Here is a 16,946-nt window from a genome sequence, read left to right on the forward strand (position 1 = left end):
GGCCGGGTGGTGGGCCGGGTGGTGGGCCGCTCGGTGGTGCGAGTCATCAGAAGTAGCCCTCTCGCTTACGGTCTTCCATACCGGCCTCGGAGATGCGGTCGTCGGCTCGGGTGGCGCCGCGTTCGGTGAGCCGCGACACCGCCGTCTCGGCGATGACCTCGGAAACCGTTGCGGCGTGCGACTCCACGCAGCCGGTGCAGGTGACGTCGCCGACGGTGCGGAACCGGACGGTCTTCTCGACGATCTCCTCGTCCTTGCGGGGCTGCAGGTACTTGTGCACGGCCAGCAGCATGCCGTCGCGCTCGAACACCTTGCGGCGGTGGGCGTAGTAGATCGACGGCAGCTTGATCTTCTCGGCGCCGATGTAGGACCAGATGTCGAATTCGGTCCAGTTCGACAGCGGGAACACGCGGATGTGCTCGCCCTTGTGGTGGCGGCCGTTGTAGAGGTTCCACAGCTCGGGCCGCTGGGCCTTCGGATCCCATTGGCCGAACTCGTCGCGGAAGGAGAACACCCGCTCCTTGGCGCGTGCCTTTTCCTCGTCGCGGCGGGCGCCGCCGAACGCGGCGTCGAACTTGTTCTCGCGGATCGCGCGCAACAGGGTCACCGTCTGCAGCGGGTTGCGCGACGGGATCGTCTCGACCACGCGGCCGGCGTCGATATCGTCTTGCACCTTGGCCACGACCAGCCGAACACCGAACTCCTCGACGAGCTCATCGCGGGTCTGCAGCACCTCGTCGAAGTTGTGTCCGGTGTCGACGTGCATGACCGGGAACGGCAGCCGGCCCGGGCGGAACGCCTTGAGCGCCAGATGCAGCATCACGATGGAGTCTTTGCCGCCGGAGAACAGCAGCACCGGCCGCTCGAACTCGGCGGCGACCTCACGGATGATGTGGATGGCTTCGGCTTCCAGGGACCGCAGATGGCTGAGCTCGTAGCGCCCCGCGTTGAGCTGTTCGCTCGTGACCGTCATCATTTCCTCGTAAAGTTGGTAGGAATGACCATATTTACGATCATTACCCGATATTAGACACCGCTGCCGCCCGGAGTGTCAACGCGACCGGTCGGTGCCCCGCTTCCCTTTCGTGCCTCCCCCCGCACCTCCCCTTCGTGGCGCGAGCGTGCGTGTTTGCCCAGGACACGCCGCCAAAAGTCGACAGTTTGGCCGCGCTCAAGGGGCCGCGAGCGTGCGCTCAACGCTTACCCGCGAGGTAATTGCTTCGACACGCCCAGTGCCGATACTCGACCCATGACCACCACTTCCCCGCCCCGGACGGGTGCCGATGTCATGGCGCAGTTCATCCCGCAGTCCCCGTTCGTCGCCAAACTCGGCGTCGTCGCCGAGCGACTCGACGGCGACGCGATCCGATTGCGACTGCCGTGGGATGAATCGAACGTGACCGTCGGCGACATGGTGCACGGCGGCGCGATTGCGGCGTTGGCGGACGTCGCGGTGATGGCCGCGGCGTGGTCGCAAGCCGAGGTGCCGGAGTCACTGCGCGGGGTCACCACGTCGATGTCGATGCAGTTCCTGGCGCCCGCTCGCGCCTGTGACCTGGTCGCCATCGGGCGGGTGCTGCGGCGAGGCAAGACGTTGGTGAACTGCGAGGTCGACGTCGTGACCGCCGACGGCGATGCCGTGGCGAAGGCGATCGCGACCTACAAGGTCGGTTAGCGGTCCCTCGCGAGCGGTGAGCGACCGCAAAATGCCGGAATTTGGGCGGCGTTTCGTGTACAGACACGGTCGCTCGCGGCAGTGAAAAAAGGGGCTACGGGGTGACTTCGGTGAGCCGGCCGGTCGCTACGTCGAAGATGAAACCGCGCAGCGACTCGTGCTTGGTGACGAACGGGCTCGCCTCGATTCGTCGCAGTGACTGCCGCACGTCCACCTCGAGGTCGATGAACGACTCGGCCGCCCACTCGGGCTTGATGCCGATCTCGTCCTGGATCTGCTGTTTGAAACCGTCGTCGGTGAAGGTCAGCATGCCGCAGTCGGTGTGGTGGATCAGGATGATCTCTTTAGTGCCGAGCAGCCGCTGGCTGATGGCCAGCGAGCGGATCTCGTCGTCGGTGATGACGCCGCCGGCGTTGCGGATGACGTGGGCCTCACCGTCGCCCAGACCGAGAATCCGGTAGACGTCGAGACGGGCGTCCATGCACGCCACCACCGCGACGTGCTTGCTCGGCGGCAGGGGCAGCGGACCGGAGAACGTCTTCGCGTACTCCTCGTTGTTCTTCAGATATTCGTCGGTCACAGACATCCGTCGACCATATAACCGCGCCCCCGAGAAGAGGCCCATGAAAATCAGGCCGATCGAATGACGGAGCAGATCACCGGCTGGGCAAGGTCACCACGAAGCGGGTGTCGCCGGGGGCGGTGACCACCTCGATGGTGCCGCGGTGGGCCTTGACGACGGCGGCCACGATCGCCAACCCGAGGCCGGTCCCCCCGTCGCGACGAGACCGTGACGAGTCGCCGCGAGCGAACCTCTCGAAGATCTCGGGCTGCAGCCACCCGGGGATTCCAGGGCCGTCGTCGGCGACGGTCAGCACCGCGGACCCGTCGCCGGCCGCGCGCAAAGAGGTCGTCACCGACGTGCCGGGCGGAGTGTGCGTACGCGCGTTGGCAAGCAGGTTCGCCAGCACCTGATGCAGGCGCGCCTGATCGCCGACCACGACGACGGGCTCCTCGGGCAGATCGAGCTGCCACCGATGGTCCGGCCCGGCGACGTGGGCGTCGCCGACCGCGTCGAGGATCAACCGGGAAAGATCCACCGACTCGCTCTGTAGCGGGCGCCCTGTGTCGAGTCTCGTCAGTAGCAGCATGTCTTCGACCAGTTCGGTCATGCGCCGCGTCTCGGACTCCACTCGGTTCATCGCGTGGGCGACGTCATCGGGGACGTCATCGCGTTTGCGTTGCGCCAGTTCGGTATAGCCGCGGATGGCGGCCAGCGGCGTGCGGAGCTCGTGGCTGGCGTCCGCGACGAACTGGCGCACGCGTGTCTCGCTGGCGTGCCGCGCCGACAACGCCGACGCGATCCGGTCCAGCATCCGGTTCAGCGCGGAGCCCAACTGCCCGACCTCGGTATGTACGCCGGCCGGGTCGACTTTCACGATCGGCGTCGGTAGTCGTACTTCGCCGCGGTCGAGCTCGAGATCGGCGACCTGGCGTGCCGCATCGGAAACCCTTGCCAACGGCGCGAGTTGGCGGCGGATGATCACGACGCCCGCCGTCGTCCCGCCGATCAACGCGGTCGCCCCGACCACGCAGAAGATGATCGCGACGGTGAACAACGTGTCGTCGACGTCGGAGGTGGGCAGCCCGATCACGATCGTGTCGCCGCGTCGGGGCGAATGCATTGCGACCACCCGGTAGCGGCCGAGCCCGTCGAGGTCGATGGTGGTCGGCGAGTCCGGCGCCACGCGCGCGAGTTGTTGTGCTGCGGCCGTGCTGATCTGGCTGCGGGTGCCGTCTGCTTTGATCACGCCGGCGTCGACCGGGGTGTCGCCCGACACGACCGCGCCGACGGTGCGGGCTGCCTGCCCCGGCGCGTTGAGAAACGCGGGCCCCGGCCCGAGATCGTCTCGGATCATCATGCGATGACGAAAACCCGGTCGTGGCAATCCCGGCGGCCCCGTAGGCGGGCCGAACTCGAACAGGCCGGCCGAACGTCGAGCCGTCTCGGCCAAACGCCCATCGAGTTGGTTGACCAGAAAGTGTTGCAGCGCAAGGACGGTCCCCATCCCGACCGACGCGCACACCAGTGCAAGCAACACGATTTGCGAAGCGAGCAGCCGAGCGCGCAACGACCACGTCCGCGGCCAGCGGATCCGCGTCGACGGCCCGTCAGCGCGCGGGCTTGAGGACATACCCGGCACCGCGCAGGGTGTGGATCATCGGCGCTCGCCCGTTGTCGATCTTCTTTCTCAGGTACGAGACGTACAACTCGACGACGTTCGAGCGGCCGCCGAAGTCGTAACTCCATACGCGATCGAGGATCTGCGCCTTGCTCAGCACGCGTTTGGGATTGCGCATCATGAACCGCAGCAGCTCGAATTCGGTCGCGGTCAAGGTGATCAGCTCACCGCCGCGCGTCACCTCGTGGCTGTCCTCGTCGAGCACCAGGTCACCGACGACGATCTTCGCACCGTCCGGTTCTGTGGCCACACCGGTGCGCCTCAGCAGCCCGCGCAGGCGCAGGACCACTTCCTCGATGCTGAACGGTTTGGTGACATAATCATCGCCGCCTGCGGTCAACCCGGCGATGCGATCCTCCACCGAATCCTTGGCGGTCAACAGCAGCAGCGGTAACCCGGGAATCTGCTCGCGCAGTCTGCGCAGCACGTCGAGACCGCTCATATCCGGCAGCATCACGTCGAGCACCACGACGTCGGGCGCGGTCTGGCGCGCCGAGGCGATGGCCGAAGCCCCGTCGGCGGCGGTCGTGATGGTCCAGCCCTCGTAGCGCAGGGCCATCGACATCAGCTCGGCGAGTACCGGTTCGTCATCGACAACCAGTACGTGGATCGGTGTGCCGTCGGCGCGACGCATGACGACTCGGCCCGAGTCCTGCTCGCTCACGCCGGGGGTCGCCACGGCTCCATTATCGCGGGCCCCATGAGGGGCGGCTGTGCGCTTCCTTGGTGCCGGCTGTGAAACCGCCCGGTTCGGTTAGCCGGTCGGCGCCGGTTCGGCGGTCACCGGCGGCGTGGCCACCGACGTCGTGGGGGTTTCGGGAGCCTTGCTGTCGGTAACCGTCTCACCGGTCGTGATCTCCGACGTCGTCACCGGTCCCGGGGTCACGGGTGGTTCGTCGTCCTGGGCGGCCGTGGTGGACGCGACCGAGAAGGCCCCCATCGCGAGCAGGGCAATGGTCCCGACCGCTGCCGAGAACAACTTGACCTGTTTCGTGTTCACTTCGGTCTCCGTTTGGTCCGGTGGGCGCGATCGCCGTCGCGGCCCGTCTAACAGCGCAAACAGGGTTCGTCGTCGAACCCTTAGGTGGTGGATAACCGAACGGAGGCCCGGCGAAACAGGCCGGTCACACCGCCCCAGGTGTTGGGCGGCCGCTCACCTCTTCACGGCAAACGGCGCAGTGCCCTTGATGGTCGGCTCCGCCCTGCCCACGCCGGGCGCCTCGGACGGTGTGGTCTGAGTGTCCGTCGCGCCGACGGTCATCCTCGGAATCGCGATCGAAGTCGGGTCGGACGTTTGGTCGACCGCCGCGCCGAGCGCCGTCAACGCGACGATCGCGCCGCCGCCGAGAACCGCAGAGATAGCTTTGACGTGAATTGTTCGTCGCTTCCCGTCACGAACCACTTGAGTCACTCCATTCGTGGTTACCCAGTCGCCCCGTCGGCGCGGCCACCGGTGAAACTCAGTTGCGCATTCACTGAACAGGGCGTTCCTGCGAGCGTGCTGGACCCTGGGTGCGTATTCGCCAAATCGCGCAGCTTGCCGCGCTCCACGGCCCGCATACCGGCCATCACGGCAGTCATCTCCTAACCTGAGCGCATGCAGCCGACCGACGGACGCTCCGCATGACGCGGTTCTTGGCGCGCCGACTGCTCAATTACGTCGTGCTGCTGGCACTGGCCTCGTTCCTCGTCTTCCTGCTCGCGTCGTGGCAGTTCGATCCCCTCGACAGCCTGGAGAGCCGCAACCCGCGCCCGCCACAGAGCGTCATCGACGCCAAACGCGTCGAACTCAATCTCGACAAGCCGGTGCTCGAGCAGTACGCCCACTGGGTATCGGGCGCCATCCGCGGCGACTTCGGTATGACCATCGGCGGGCAGCCGGTCACCGACGAGCTGTGGCGACGGGTGGGTGTCAGCCTCCGCCTGTTGGTGATCGGCTCGGTCGTCGGGACGGTGATCGGCGTGGCCGCCGGGGCGTGGGGCGCCATCAGGCAGTACCGGCTCAGCGACCGCGTCGTGACGGTGCTGTCCCTTCTGGTGATCAGCACGCCGACCTTCGTTCTGGCCAACCTCTTCATCCTGGCCGCGCTGGGCGTGAACAACGTGCTCGGCGTCCGGATCTTCGAATACACCGGCGAGACTTCGCCCTTCCCCATCGAGGGGGCGTGGAACCAGTTCGTCGACCGATTGCAGCACCTGGTGCTGCCCAGCATGACGCTCGCCATCTCCTCGATCGCGATCTACAGCCGCTACCAACGCAACGCGATGCTCGATGTCCTCGGTCAGGACTTCATCCGCACCGCGCGGGCCAAGGGCCTGACGCGGCGGCGCGCGCTCGTCAGGCACGGCCTGCGCACCGCGCTGATCCCGATGGCGACGTTGTTCGCCTACAGCGTCGCGGGTTTGGTGACCGGTGCGGTGTTCATCGAGAAGATCTTCGGCTGGTACGGAATCGGGGAATGGATCGTCACCGGCATCGGTAACCAGGACATCAACATCGTCGCGGCGATCACCGTGCTGTCCGGCGCGATGATCCTGTTGGCCGGCTTGCTCTCCGACGTGGTCTACGCCGCGCTCGATCCGAGGGTGCGGGCGTCATGACCGAACCCGCCACCACACAGAAGTCGACTACCGCGCAATCCGGCGTCTCGGAGGGCTTCGCGTCGCGACGAACGCTGGTGTTCCGCCGGTTCCTGCGCAACAAGCCGGCCGTCATCTCCCTGGTGCTGTTGGTGGTCATGTTCATCGGGTGCTACGCATCGCCGCCCCTGTTGCCCTACAGCTACAACGACCTCGACTACTTCGCGCTGCAGCAGCCGCCCAGCCCCGAGCACTGGTTCGGCACCAACGCGCTGGGACAGGACCTCTTCGCCCAGACGCTGCGCGGGATGCAGAAGTCGATGCTGATCGGTGTCTGCGTCGCGTTCATCTCGACGATCATCGCGGCGACTGTCGGCACGATCTCGGGGTACTTCGCCGACTGGCGAGACCCCGCCCTGATGTGGCTGGTCGACTTGATGCTGGTGGTGCCGAGCTTCCTGCTGATCTCAATCGTGGTGCAGCGCACCAAAGGTGACATCATCTGGATGATCGTGCTGCTGTCGTTGTTCAGCTGGATGATCAGTTCCCGGATCGTCCGTGGCATGACGATGAGCCTTCGCGACCGCGAATTCGTCGCGGCCGCACGCTATATGGGTGTCAGCAACTGGCGGATCATCATCCGCCACATCCTGCCCAACGTCGCGTCGATCATCATCATCGACACGGCGCTCAACGTCGGTGTGGCAGTGCTGGCCGAAACAGGACTGAGCTTCCTGGGTTTCGGCATCCAGCCGCCCGATGTGTCGCTCGGCACGCTGATCGCCGACGGGACGAAGTCGGCGACGACGTTCCCCTGGCTGTTTCTGTTCCCCGGCGGTGTACTGGTCCTGATCATCCTGTGCGCCAACCTCGTCGGCGATGGCCTGCGCGACGCGCTCGATCCGGGTGCGCGTCAGCTGCGGAGGCGCAAGCGATGAGCCTGCTCGAGGTCCGCGACCTCACCGTCGAGTTCCCCACGGACTCGGTACCGGTGGAAGCGGTGCGCGGCATGAACTTCGACGTCGGCAAGGGCGAGGTCGTGGCGCTGGTCGGCGAATCCGGGGCGGGCAAGTCGGCCAGCGCGATGGCCGTCGTCGGGCTGCTGCCCGAGTACGCCGAGGTGTCGGGTTCCATCCGCCTGCACGGCGACGAGTTGATCGGCCTGTCCGACCAGCGGATGTCGGCGATCCGCGGCAAGGCCATCGGCACGGTGTTCCAGGACCCGATGTCGGCGCTCACCCCCGTCTACACCGTCGGCGACCAGATCGCCGAGGCGATCGGGATCCACCAGCGCGGCATCGGTCGGCAGGCCGCCAGGAAGCGCGCGGTCGAACTGCTCGAGCTGGTCGGTATCGCCCAGCCCGACCGACGGGCCAAGTCGTTCCCGCATGAGTTGTCCGGCGGTGAACGCCAGCGGGTCGTGATCGCCATCGCCATCGCCAACGATCCCGACCTGATCATCTGCGACGAGCCGACGACCGCTCTGGACGTCACGGTGCAGGCGCAGATCCTCGAAGTGCTGAAGACCGCCCGCGATGTGACCGGCGCCGGCGTCCTGATCATCACCCATGACCTGGGGGTGGTCGCCGAATTCGCCGACCGCGCGCTGGTGATGTACGCGGGGCGTGCGGTCGAGGTGGCCGGCGTCGATCAGCTCTACCGCGACCGCCGCATGCCCTACACCGTCGGGCTGCTGGGCTCCGTGCCGCGCCTCGACGCAGCACAAGGCGCGCGCCTGATCCCCATCCCGGGGGCACCGCCGTCGATGGCCGCGCTGCCGCCCGGGTGCCCGTTCGCCCCGCGTTGTCCGCTTGCGATCGACGACTGCCGCGCGGCCGAGCCCGAGCTGCTGCCGATGGACTCCGGATCGGGCCATTTCGCCGCGTGCATCCGCACCGAACACGTCGTCGGCCGCAGCGCCGCCGAGATCTACGGCGTGTCCACGGCCCCGCCCGACACACCGTCTTCGGCCGAGCCGCCGGTGGTGCTGCGCGTCGATGATCTGGTCAAGACCTACAAGCTGACCAAGGGCGTGGTGTTTCGCCGCCAGGTCGGTGAGGTGCGCGCCGTCGACGGCATCAGCTTCGCACTGCACCAGGGTCGCACGCTGGGCATCGTCGGAGAGTCCGGATCGGGCAAGTCGACAACCTTGCACCAGATCCTGGCGCTGACCGCCCCGGAAGGCGGCTCTATCGAGGTGCTCGGCAAGGATGTGGCCTCACTCGACCGGCGGGCCCGCCGCGAGCTGCGAGGGGACCTGCAGGTGGTGTTCCAGGACCCGGTGGCCTCGTTGGACCCGCGGCTGCCGGTGTTCGAAGTGCTCGCCGAACCGTTGCAGGCCAACGGTTTCGACAAGCGCCGGCGCGACGAACGGATCGGCGAGCTGCTCGGCATCGTCGGGTTGCAACGTGAAGACGCCACCCGGTATCCGGCCGAGTTCTCCGGCGGGCAGAAGCAGCGCATCGGCATTGCGCGGGCGCTCGCGCTACAGCCGAAGATCCTCGCGCTCGACGAGCCGGTGTCGGCCCTGGACGTCTCGATCCAGGCCGGCATCATCAACCTGCTGTTGGATCTGCAGCAGCGGTTCGGGCTGTCCTATCTGTTCGTCTCCCACGACCTCTCAGTGGTGCGGCACCTGGCCCACCGGGTGGCGGTGATGTACAAGGGCACCGTGGTCGAGCAGGGCGACGGTGACCAGGTGTTCACCGACCCACAGCACGACTACACCCGGCGGTTGCTGGCCGCGGTGCCGCGACCGCAGGTGAATCGCCGCTAAAGTCGGACCGCATGAGGATGCGACGCTTTGCTGCGGCTTCCATGATCGCCGCGCTGACCCTGACCGCGTGCTCGGGAGGTTCCGAGGAAGCCCCCTCCGCTGGCGGCGAGGCGGCGGTGGGAAACACCAACGACATCAACCCGCAGGACGTCGCCAACCTGCAGCAGGGCGGCAACCTCCGGCTGTCGATCAACGAGTTCCCGCCGAACTTTAACCCGCTGCACATCGACGGCAACACCGGTGACAACAACTCGCTGATGAAACCGGCGATGCCGCGCGCGTTCCGGATCGGCCCCGACGGCTCGGCCACCGTCAACACCGACTACTTCACCGATGTGGAGCTGACGAGCACCGACCCGCAGGTCGTCACCTACACGATCAACCCGAAAGCGGTGTGGAGCGACGGCGCGCCGATCACCTGGGAGGACATCCAGTCCCAGATCAACGCCACGAGCGGCAAGGACGACCGGTTCGCGATCGCCGCGACCAACGGCAGCGACCGGGTCGAGAAGGTCGAGCGGGGCGTCGACGACCGCCAGGCCGTCATCACGTTCGCCGAGCCGTGGTCCGATTGGCGCGGGATGTTTGCGGGCACCAGCATGCTGGTGCCCAAGAGCTCGACGGAGAACCCGGAGGTCTTCAACAAGGGTCAGCTCAACGGCCCCGGCCCGTCGGCGGGGCCGTTCATCGTCTCCAACCTCGACCGTGGTGCCAAACGAATCACGTTGACCCGCAACCCCAAATGGTGGGGTGAGCAGCCGCTGCTGGACAGCATCACGTTCCTGGTCCTCGACGACGCCGCACGCATTCCCGCGCTGCAGAACAACACGATCGACGCCACCGGTCTGGCGACGCTCGACGAGATGGAGATCGCTCGACGCACGCAGGGCGTGACCATCCGGCGCGCGCCCGGTCTGGCCTGGTATCACTTCACGTTCAACGGCTCTCCGGGTTCGATTTTGGCCGACCCCGCGCTGCGACGCGCGATCGCCAAGGGCATCGACCGCAAGACCATCGCCGAAGTCACCCAGCGCGGGCTCGCCGACAACCCCGCACCACTGAACAACCACATCTTCGTCGCGGGCCAGGAGGGTTACCAGGACAACAGCGGCGTTATAGCCTTCGACCCGGAGAAGGCCAAGCAGGAACTCGACGCGCTCGGTTGGCGACTCAATGGCCAGTTCCGGGAGAAGGACGGCCGCCAACTCGTGATCCGCGACGTGCTGTTCGACTCGCTCAGCACCCGGCAGTACGGACAGATCGCGCAGAACAACCTCGCCCAGATCGGCGTGAAACTGGAGTTGGATGTCCGGCCTGCGGCCGGTTTCTTCACCGACTACGTCACCGTCGGCAACTTCGACATCGCTCAATTCTCCTGGAGCGGTGACGCTTTCCCGCTCGCAAGCCTGACGCAGATCTACCGGACCGGAGCCGAGAGCAATTTCGGACAGATCGGCAGCCCGCAGATCGACGCGAAGATCGAGCAGACCGTCGGCGAACTGGATCCCGCGAAAGCCCGGGTGCTGGCCAACGAGCTGGACAAGATGCTGTTCGAAGAGGTGTTCAGCCTGCCGTTGACCCAGTCGCCGGGAAACATCGCGACGCGAAGCAATCTGGCGAACTTCGGTGCGTTCGGCCTGGCCGACGCCGACTACACGAAGATCGGCTTCATGAAGCCCTAGTGCAGGCGCGGCCGCAATCGCTGCGGGTCGATCGCCGCTCCCGCTTCGAGGTCGTCGATGAGCGTCTGGGCATAGTCGACGAGTCCCGGGACGTCGACGTCGTGGGCGACCGAGGCGTCGGCCAGACCAGCGCGTGCGCGGTCCAACACCGCCAGCGCTCCCTGGGTGTTTCCGCGTTGGATGTGCGTGATGCCGACGGCGAGTTGGGCCAGGCTCTGCCAGAGCGTGCGTTCGGCGTCCGGGCCGTTCTTCCACGCCGCCTCCAACACCTCGTGCGCGTGAAACGCCATGCCGTCGTCGAGGAGCTCCTGGGCGTAGGCGAGGGTCTCGGTCGGCGGCAGGTCGAGGTCGTCGGGGATGCGCTCGACACCCTCGCTGCCGTGGGGCAGCGGCCGCCCTAGAGCATCGCGGGGTCGGGTGTTGCGGGGACGCCCGGCGTCGTCGCGGTCGCGCTCGGCCATGGAACCATCTTGACACTCGCGGCTATCAGGCACGCAGTAGCTCGGCGGCCTTCTCCCCGATGAGCACGCTGGGCGCGTGGGTGTGCCCGCGGATGATCGCCGGCATCACCGACGCGTCGGCGACTCGCAGCCCTTCGACGCCGCGGACGCGCAGATTCGGGTCGACCACGCTCGCGTCGTCGCGGCCCATGCGGCACGTGCCGACCGGGTGGTACAGCGTGTGCGAGAACGTGGCGAGCGCGCGTTCGAGCGTCGCTTCATCGAGCGCCGCTGAGTCGAGGGGCCGCGCGATCTTGCCGATGACGCCCTCGAGCGCGGGCGCCTGGGAGATGATGGCGCAGATACGCAGGCCGGCCATCACCGCCGCACGGTCGGCGCCGTCGGGATCGGTGAGATAGCGCGGGTCGATGATCGGCTTGTCCGCCGGGTCGGCCGAACGCAGTTCGATGGTGCCGCTGCTGGCCGGCTTGAGCAGGACTGTCCCCAGGACGACGGCGTGCGTGTCGTAGGGGTCGCCGATGCCCTCCTCGAAGAACGGGGCCGGGGCGAAGATCAGCTCCAAATCGGGCAGCGCGAGGTCGGGTCGGCTCCGGACGAAACCGTAGGCCTCCCCCACGTTCGAGGTGAGCATCCCGCGGCGTCGCAGCAGGTAGTTGAGCAGCTGAAGCGGCTTCTCGGCGGCGAACAGACTGTCGTTGGGAACGTCGAAGCCGAGTGCCGCGATGAAGTGGTCGAGGAGGTTGGCTCCGACGTCCGGGGCATGGACCAGCGTCTGGATGCCGTGCTCGGCCAACCGTTCGCCGTCGCCGATGCCCGACAGCATCAACAGCTGCGGGCTGTTGATGGCGCCGCCGCACAACACCACCTCGCGCCGGGCCTTCATGACGCGACGGGCACCGTTCTGGTCGATCTCGACGCCGACGGCGCGCCGGCCCTCGAACACCACCCTGGTCGCCAGCGCCTCCGTTTCGAGCGTGAGGTTCTTGCGCTTGAGGGCGGGCTTGAGGTAGGCATCGGCGGCGCTCCACCGGGCACCGCGGCGCTGGGTGACCAGCGTCTCGCAGAAGCCTTCTGGCGCTGCCTGGTTCGGCTTCTCGATGCGGTAGCCGCACTCCTCGGCAGCGGTGAGCCATTTGGCGGTGGCGCTGCGCGGGCTGCGCTGCTTGCTGATGGAGAGCGGACCCGCTTCGATACGGCGCAGGTACGGCTCGAGGTGCGCGTAGTCCCACTGCTCGCCGGCGGCCTGGCCCCATTCGTCGTAGTCGGCGGCGAATCCACGGACCCACATCATCGCGTTCATCGACGATGACCCGCCGACCATCTTGCCTCGCGGCCAATAGATTTGGCGGCCGTCGAGCTCTTTCTGCGGTTCGGTCAGGTAGTCCCAGTCCATCGGGCCGCGGAACAACTTGACGAAGCCCGCGGGGATGCGGATGAACTTGTCCTTGTCATGCGGACCCGCTTCCAGTGCGACGACCCGGACGGACGGATCGTCGCTGAGCCGGGCGGCCACCACCGACCCTGCCGAGCCGGTTCCCACGACGATGTAGTCGGCTTCCATCCGCCGGAGTCTAGGTTTTCCGGGACGGAGAAACGCGCAAGTGGAGGAAACCCGACCGGAGATCGGCGCCACCGACCGCCGGTCCGTACACGGATGCGGCTATGCCGTGAGCGCGATGTGCTGGGCTCCGTCGACGGCCGCGTACCGCTGCGGGCTGCACGTCAGCACGATGACCTGCCCGTCGCCGCCCACCGCGTTGAACACCGCACCCATCTTGACCAGGCGGTCGGGATCGGTGAATCCGAGCGCGTCGTCGATGACCACCGGCACGCTGTCCTCCTTGGCCACCAGCGCCGCGCTGGCCAGCCGCGCCACGATGCCGAGTTGTTCCTTGGCCCCACCGGACAGCGAGTCGTATGGCACGGTGCGGCCCGACAGCGTACGGGTGCAGATCCGTAGCGCACTGTCGACTTCCACCTCGAAGCTGTCCCCGAACACCATGCGGCCCAACCGCTCCACTTCGCCGCGGAACGGCTCGACGTAACGCAGCCGGGTGGAGTCGCGGTGCCTAGCGATCACCGACCGCAACAGCTCCGCGGCCCGCGCGCGGTGCTGCACTCTTTCGTATTCGGCGAGGGCGTGCTCCCGCTCCGTCTCCGCCTCGTCGAGCTTGCCCTTGCGGCCCTCGGTGCCGTACACCGTCAACCGCGTGCTGACTTCCCGCAACTCCTCAGCCATCTGGTCGTGCCCGGCCGACAGGGTGTCGGCCCGGCGCGTCGCCTCCTGAAGAGCCGCGGCCACGGCGTCGGGCTCGGCGCGGGCCAGCTCCTGGCTCAATTCCTCGACCAGCGCCGTGGCCCGCAGCGCTTCGTCGGCATGCGCCTGAGCCCGCACCGCCAGCTCGTCGTCACCGACAGTGGCGCGCTGCCCCTCCAACCGTTCCCGGGCAAGCGCAAGCTCGGACTGCGCACCGGCCAACTTCTCGTGCTGCACGGTCGATCGGGTGTCGCACTCCCCCAACCGCTTAGCGGCCTCCTCGGCGACCTTGCGCTGCTTTTCACAATCGGCGATCGCCTGCTTCTGCGCGGCGCTCGCCGCGTCGAGCTCGGCGCGGGCTGCGTCGGCGTCGATATCGAACAGTTCGGCCACCTCCGGCTGACGCGCCTTGAGGTCAGCAAGCCGCGCCCTGAGCCGGTCGGCCGGTTCGTCGCCCGTCAGCACCTCGACCCTCGCGCCCAGCCGGTCCCGGGTGGTGATCAACTGCTGCCGCCGCTGATCGAGGGCGCGTGCCTCGGCGACGTCGTTCACGCCGCACGCCGTCAGCGCCGACGCCAGCATATCTTGTGCCGCATTGAGTTTGGCTTGCGTCTGCGAGGCGGGCGTGCCGGGCACCAGCCGAGCGATCAGCAGGTCCGGCACCTCGATGGCGGTCTCGGCGCTGATGCTGGCCCTCCACGCCTCGCCGGCGCCGAGGGTGATCGCCTGGCCCCCGACGCGTACCTCGACGTCGGCCGTCGCGATCAGCTCGATGTGGGCCGACGCCAGCTCGACCTGTGCCGCCACGGCGTCGACCGTCGCTTTGGCGGATTCGATGGCCCGCATTCTCTCACCGGTCACCCGAACCTCGGCGAGTTCGTCCAGCACGCCGTCGAGTTCACGCTGAGCGGTCTCGATCTTCGACAGTTGCGCGGTGATGCGATCGGCCTCGTCGCGGTCGGCAAGGCGTTGAACGGCGCTGCGCGCCGCTTCGACGCGGGACTGAGTGTCCGCCAACGCTTTCCGTGCCTGCTCGGCGGCGGCCTCGGCGAGCTCGGCCACCTCGGCGGCCGTCGACTGGTTCTCGCCGGCCTGGGCCGCCGCAGTCTCTAGGTCGGCCATCGCGGCGGTCCGCTGCTCGATGTCGGCACGCAGGCGGCGCCGCTCCTCGACCGCGGTACGCGACGTGTCGTGGTTGGCCTGCGCCGCCGCGAGAACCAACTCGGCTTCCTTGAGCTGTCCCCTCAGCGCGGCCACCTCGTCGGCGGCGTTCTGCGCAATGGCGACCTGCTTCGCCGCGTCGGTGCGCTGTGCGGTCAACCGGGCCAGTTCGTCGGTGAGCGCGGCGTGCCTGCGAACAGCGTCGTCAACCTGCGCGACGGCGGCCGCCGCCTCGGCCAACACCTCCTCGGCCGTTCGCAATCGATTGACGGCAGCGGCCCATTCACCCGTGGGCCTGCCGGTGCGGGTGAAGTAACGCAGGTATTCGTCTTCGACGCGGTCGACCAGCAGCGGTTCGGCACCCGAAAGTTGCACGGCCTCACCGGCAGCCACGTCGAGCGCACGGGACAGCGCGTCACATCCGGACAGGTCCACCGCCGCCGTCGACCCGGACTGCAGCACCCGCTGGGCCTGCCACAGGCACGTGTCGACGGTCTCGTCGAGCATGGCCCGAACGCGGTCGTGCGCCTCGTCGCCGGTGAGCTGTTCGCGGCGCGGCTCCACAATCGTCAGCTCGGTCTCAAAGCGTTTGTGGAAACGCTTGCGGTACACGAAACGATATGGGCCGGTCGAGATCTCGGCCTCGACCTCGGCACCGACGTCGGCATGCGTCGGCTTGACCTCTTTCACCTCCTTTTTCGCCGACCGGTCCTTGGCTTCGATCAGCAGGTCCAGCGCCTCGATCATCGACGACTTGCCGATCTCGTTCGCCCCGCTGACGATCACCACGCCGTGGTCGGGAAATTCGATCTCCCGGCGGGTGATACCTCGGTAATTGGTGAGGACCAGACGGTGCAGTTTCACGCCACACCCCGATCCGATAGCCGCAGCAGCAACGCCAGGGCCGCTCGGGCGTCATCGGCCGCCTCGCCGTCCGAGCGTGCGGTCGCGACCAGTTCGTCGACGGCCGATGCGGCGAAGCCGCCGATACCGAGGTCGTCGAACTCGCCGTCGGCGGGAACGACCGCGATGTCGCTCTGCTTGTCGTCCACCCTCAACGCGGCGAAGAGTCGGGCGTACTTGTCCAGGCAGGTGTCGAGGGCGGCCTTGTCGGTGACCGTCAACGATCCGGTCAACGCGAGCCGGACCACGGTGCGTTCCTTGTCCGGCAACAGATCCAGGTTGATGTCCAGGTCCGCGACGTCGCGGTCGCTGTCCACTCCGCGGCGCAGCGTGACGAACCGCCAGCGGCCCACCTTCCGCGGTTCGACGGTCACCGGACGGGCAGGGTCGTCCTCGTCGATGTCGACGATCAGCACATGGCCCGGGTCCGTTTCGATGTCGTCGTAGTTGGTGACCTCCGGCGACCCGGAATACCAGATCCGCCCGGTGGACCCGACCTGCATCCGAGAGTGCTTGTCCCCCAGAGCCACATAGTGCGCGGCGCCCCGATCGACGGCCGCCTCCAGCGCCGCCAGCCGAATCAGCGACGGCCGCTCCTTGTCCGGCACGAAGATGTCCACACCGCCGTGGCCGACGACGACCCGCGTCACCCCGTCGGCGGAAAGACCCTCGAGCACGCCCGCAACGGGGTCCGACGACGGCGCCTTCGAGGTCCACGGCGCCGCGACCAGTTCGAGGCCGGGCCGCACCTCGTGCACACCGGCGCGGTCGAGGACCGACACGTTGTCGGGGCACTCGGCGACGAACAGCGGGCTGGTGTAGACCGACGAGGCGTCGAGCGGGTCGTGGTTGCCCGGCAGCAGATAGACGGGAACGCCGATGGTGCGCATGGCCTCGAGCGACTGGCTGATGTCGCGTGGCGCGAGCTGGTTGTGCTCGAAGACGTCGCCGGCGACGACGACGAACTCCGCACCGGTCTCGGCGGCCACCCGTCCCAGCTCGGCCACCGCGTCGCGGCGCGCTGCCGAATAACGGGGCTGCGCCTCACCATTGAGGAAGTATCGCGTCATCCCGAGTTGCCAGTCGGCGGTGTGCACGAATCGCATCTCAGCGCCCCCTTCCCCTGGTGTGTTTGCCGGGCACCGCGAGTGTAGGGCGGCACGCCGACAAGTCCCGGGAGGTGCGGCGGCATGCCTTACCGTTAGTCC

The 16,946-nt window shown here is 67.6% G+C and carries 14 protein-coding genes and 1 pseudogene; 5 read left to right on the top strand and 10 right to left on the bottom strand.

What is annotated here, in order from left to right:
- Positions 1-46 precede the first annotated feature (46 nt).
- Positions 47-1,017: pseudogene (gene cysD / locus CEX88_RS22300) on the bottom strand (sulfate adenylyltransferase subunit CysD).
- A 232-nt stretch (positions 1,018-1,249) separates the two neighbouring features.
- Between cysD and CEX88_RS22305 the strand changes: the two are divergent.
- Complete coding sequence (locus CEX88_RS22305; protein WP_094295174.1) at positions 1,250-1,675, top strand: PaaI family thioesterase; 426 nt, start codon at positions 1,250-1,252, stop codon at positions 1,673-1,675.
- Between the two features lie 94 nt (positions 1,676-1,769).
- Here the strand turns inward: CEX88_RS22305 and CEX88_RS22310 are convergent, their stop codons facing one another.
- The 5 genes from CEX88_RS22310 to CEX88_RS22330 all read right to left on the bottom strand — a co-directional run bounded on the left by CEX88_RS22310 (position 1,770) and on the right by CEX88_RS22330 (position 5,320).
- A complete protein-coding gene (locus tag CEX88_RS22310; protein ID WP_064347063.1) occupies positions 1,770-2,261 on the bottom strand; it encodes a beta-class carbonic anhydrase in 492 nt (163 codons plus the stop codon).
- A 70-nt stretch (positions 2,262-2,331) separates the two neighbouring features.
- Positions 2,332-3,870, bottom strand: a complete 1,539-nt coding sequence (locus tag CEX88_RS22315) for a sensor histidine kinase (RefSeq protein WP_094295218.1) — start codon at positions 3,868-3,870, stop codon at positions 2,332-2,334.
- Complete coding sequence (locus tag CEX88_RS22320) at positions 3,848-4,552, bottom strand: response regulator transcription factor (protein WP_066842504.1); 705 nt, start codon at positions 4,550-4,552, stop codon at positions 3,848-3,850. The genes CEX88_RS22315 and CEX88_RS22320 overlap by 23 nt, the downstream gene beginning before the upstream one ends.
- 120 nt (positions 4,553-4,672) lie before the next feature.
- A complete protein-coding gene (locus tag CEX88_RS22325; protein ID WP_094295175.1) occupies positions 4,673-4,918 on the bottom strand; it encodes a hypothetical protein in 246 nt (81 codons plus the stop codon).
- 153 nt (positions 4,919-5,071) lie between these two features.
- Entirely contained in the window at positions 5,072-5,320 is a 249-nt protein-coding gene (locus CEX88_RS22330; RefSeq protein WP_094295176.1) for a hypothetical protein, read from the bottom strand.
- Positions 5,321-5,541: 221 nt separating this feature from the next.
- Here CEX88_RS22330 and CEX88_RS22335 point away from each other — a divergent pair, with 221 nt between their 5' ends.
- The 4 genes from CEX88_RS22335 to CEX88_RS22350 are packed head-to-tail and all read left to right on the top strand — an operon-like array spanning position 5,542 to position 10,956.
- Positions 5,542-6,519, top strand: a complete 978-nt coding sequence (locus CEX88_RS22335) for an ABC transporter permease (protein WP_068194400.1) — start codon at positions 5,542-5,544, stop codon at positions 6,517-6,519.
- On the top strand, positions 6,516-7,436 hold the full coding sequence (locus CEX88_RS22340) for an ABC transporter permease (RefSeq protein WP_094295177.1): 921 nt from the start codon (positions 6,516-6,518) through the stop codon (positions 7,434-7,436). The genes CEX88_RS22335 and CEX88_RS22340 overlap by 4 nt, the downstream gene beginning before the upstream one ends.
- The gene (locus CEX88_RS22345; RefSeq protein WP_094295178.1) at positions 7,433-9,274 is read left to right on the top strand and encodes a dipeptide ABC transporter ATP-binding protein; all 1,842 of its coding nucleotides are present in this window, start codon (positions 7,433-7,435) and stop codon (positions 9,272-9,274) included. The genes CEX88_RS22340 and CEX88_RS22345 overlap by 4 nt, the downstream gene beginning before the upstream one ends.
- A gap of 11 nt (positions 9,275-9,285) precedes the next feature.
- Positions 9,286-10,956, top strand: a complete 1,671-nt coding sequence (locus CEX88_RS22350) for an ABC transporter family substrate-binding protein (RefSeq protein ID WP_094295179.1) — start codon at positions 9,286-9,288, stop codon at positions 10,954-10,956.
- On the opposite strand, the gene CEX88_RS22355 is transcribed toward CEX88_RS22350, so the two are convergent.
- The 4 genes from CEX88_RS22355 to CEX88_RS22370 form a co-directional block, all read right to left on the bottom strand.
- The gene (locus CEX88_RS22355; protein WP_066842517.1) at positions 10,953-11,417 is read right to left on the bottom strand and encodes a DUF309 domain-containing protein; all 465 of its coding nucleotides are present in this window, start codon (positions 11,415-11,417) and stop codon (positions 10,953-10,955) included. The genes CEX88_RS22350 and CEX88_RS22355 overlap by 4 nt on opposite strands.
- A gap of 25 nt (positions 11,418-11,442) precedes the next feature.
- A complete protein-coding gene (locus CEX88_RS22360) occupies positions 11,443-12,978 on the bottom strand; it encodes a GMC family oxidoreductase (protein ID WP_094295180.1) in 1,536 nt (511 codons plus the stop codon).
- 99 nt (positions 12,979-13,077) lie between these two features.
- Positions 13,078-15,699, bottom strand: a complete 2,622-nt coding sequence (locus CEX88_RS22365; protein ID WP_094295181.1) for an AAA family ATPase — start codon at positions 15,697-15,699, stop codon at positions 13,078-13,080.
- Entirely contained in the window at positions 15,696-16,844 is a 1,149-nt protein-coding gene (locus CEX88_RS22370; protein WP_094295182.1) for a metallophosphoesterase family protein, read from the bottom strand. The genes CEX88_RS22365 and CEX88_RS22370 overlap by 4 nt, the downstream gene beginning before the upstream one ends.
- Positions 16,845-16,946 lie beyond the last annotated feature (102 nt).

This window comes from Mycobacterium neumannii, assembly GCF_002245615.1.
Classification (GTDB): domain Bacteria; phylum Actinomycetota; class Actinomycetes; order Mycobacteriales; family Mycobacteriaceae; genus Mycobacterium; species Mycobacterium neumannii_A.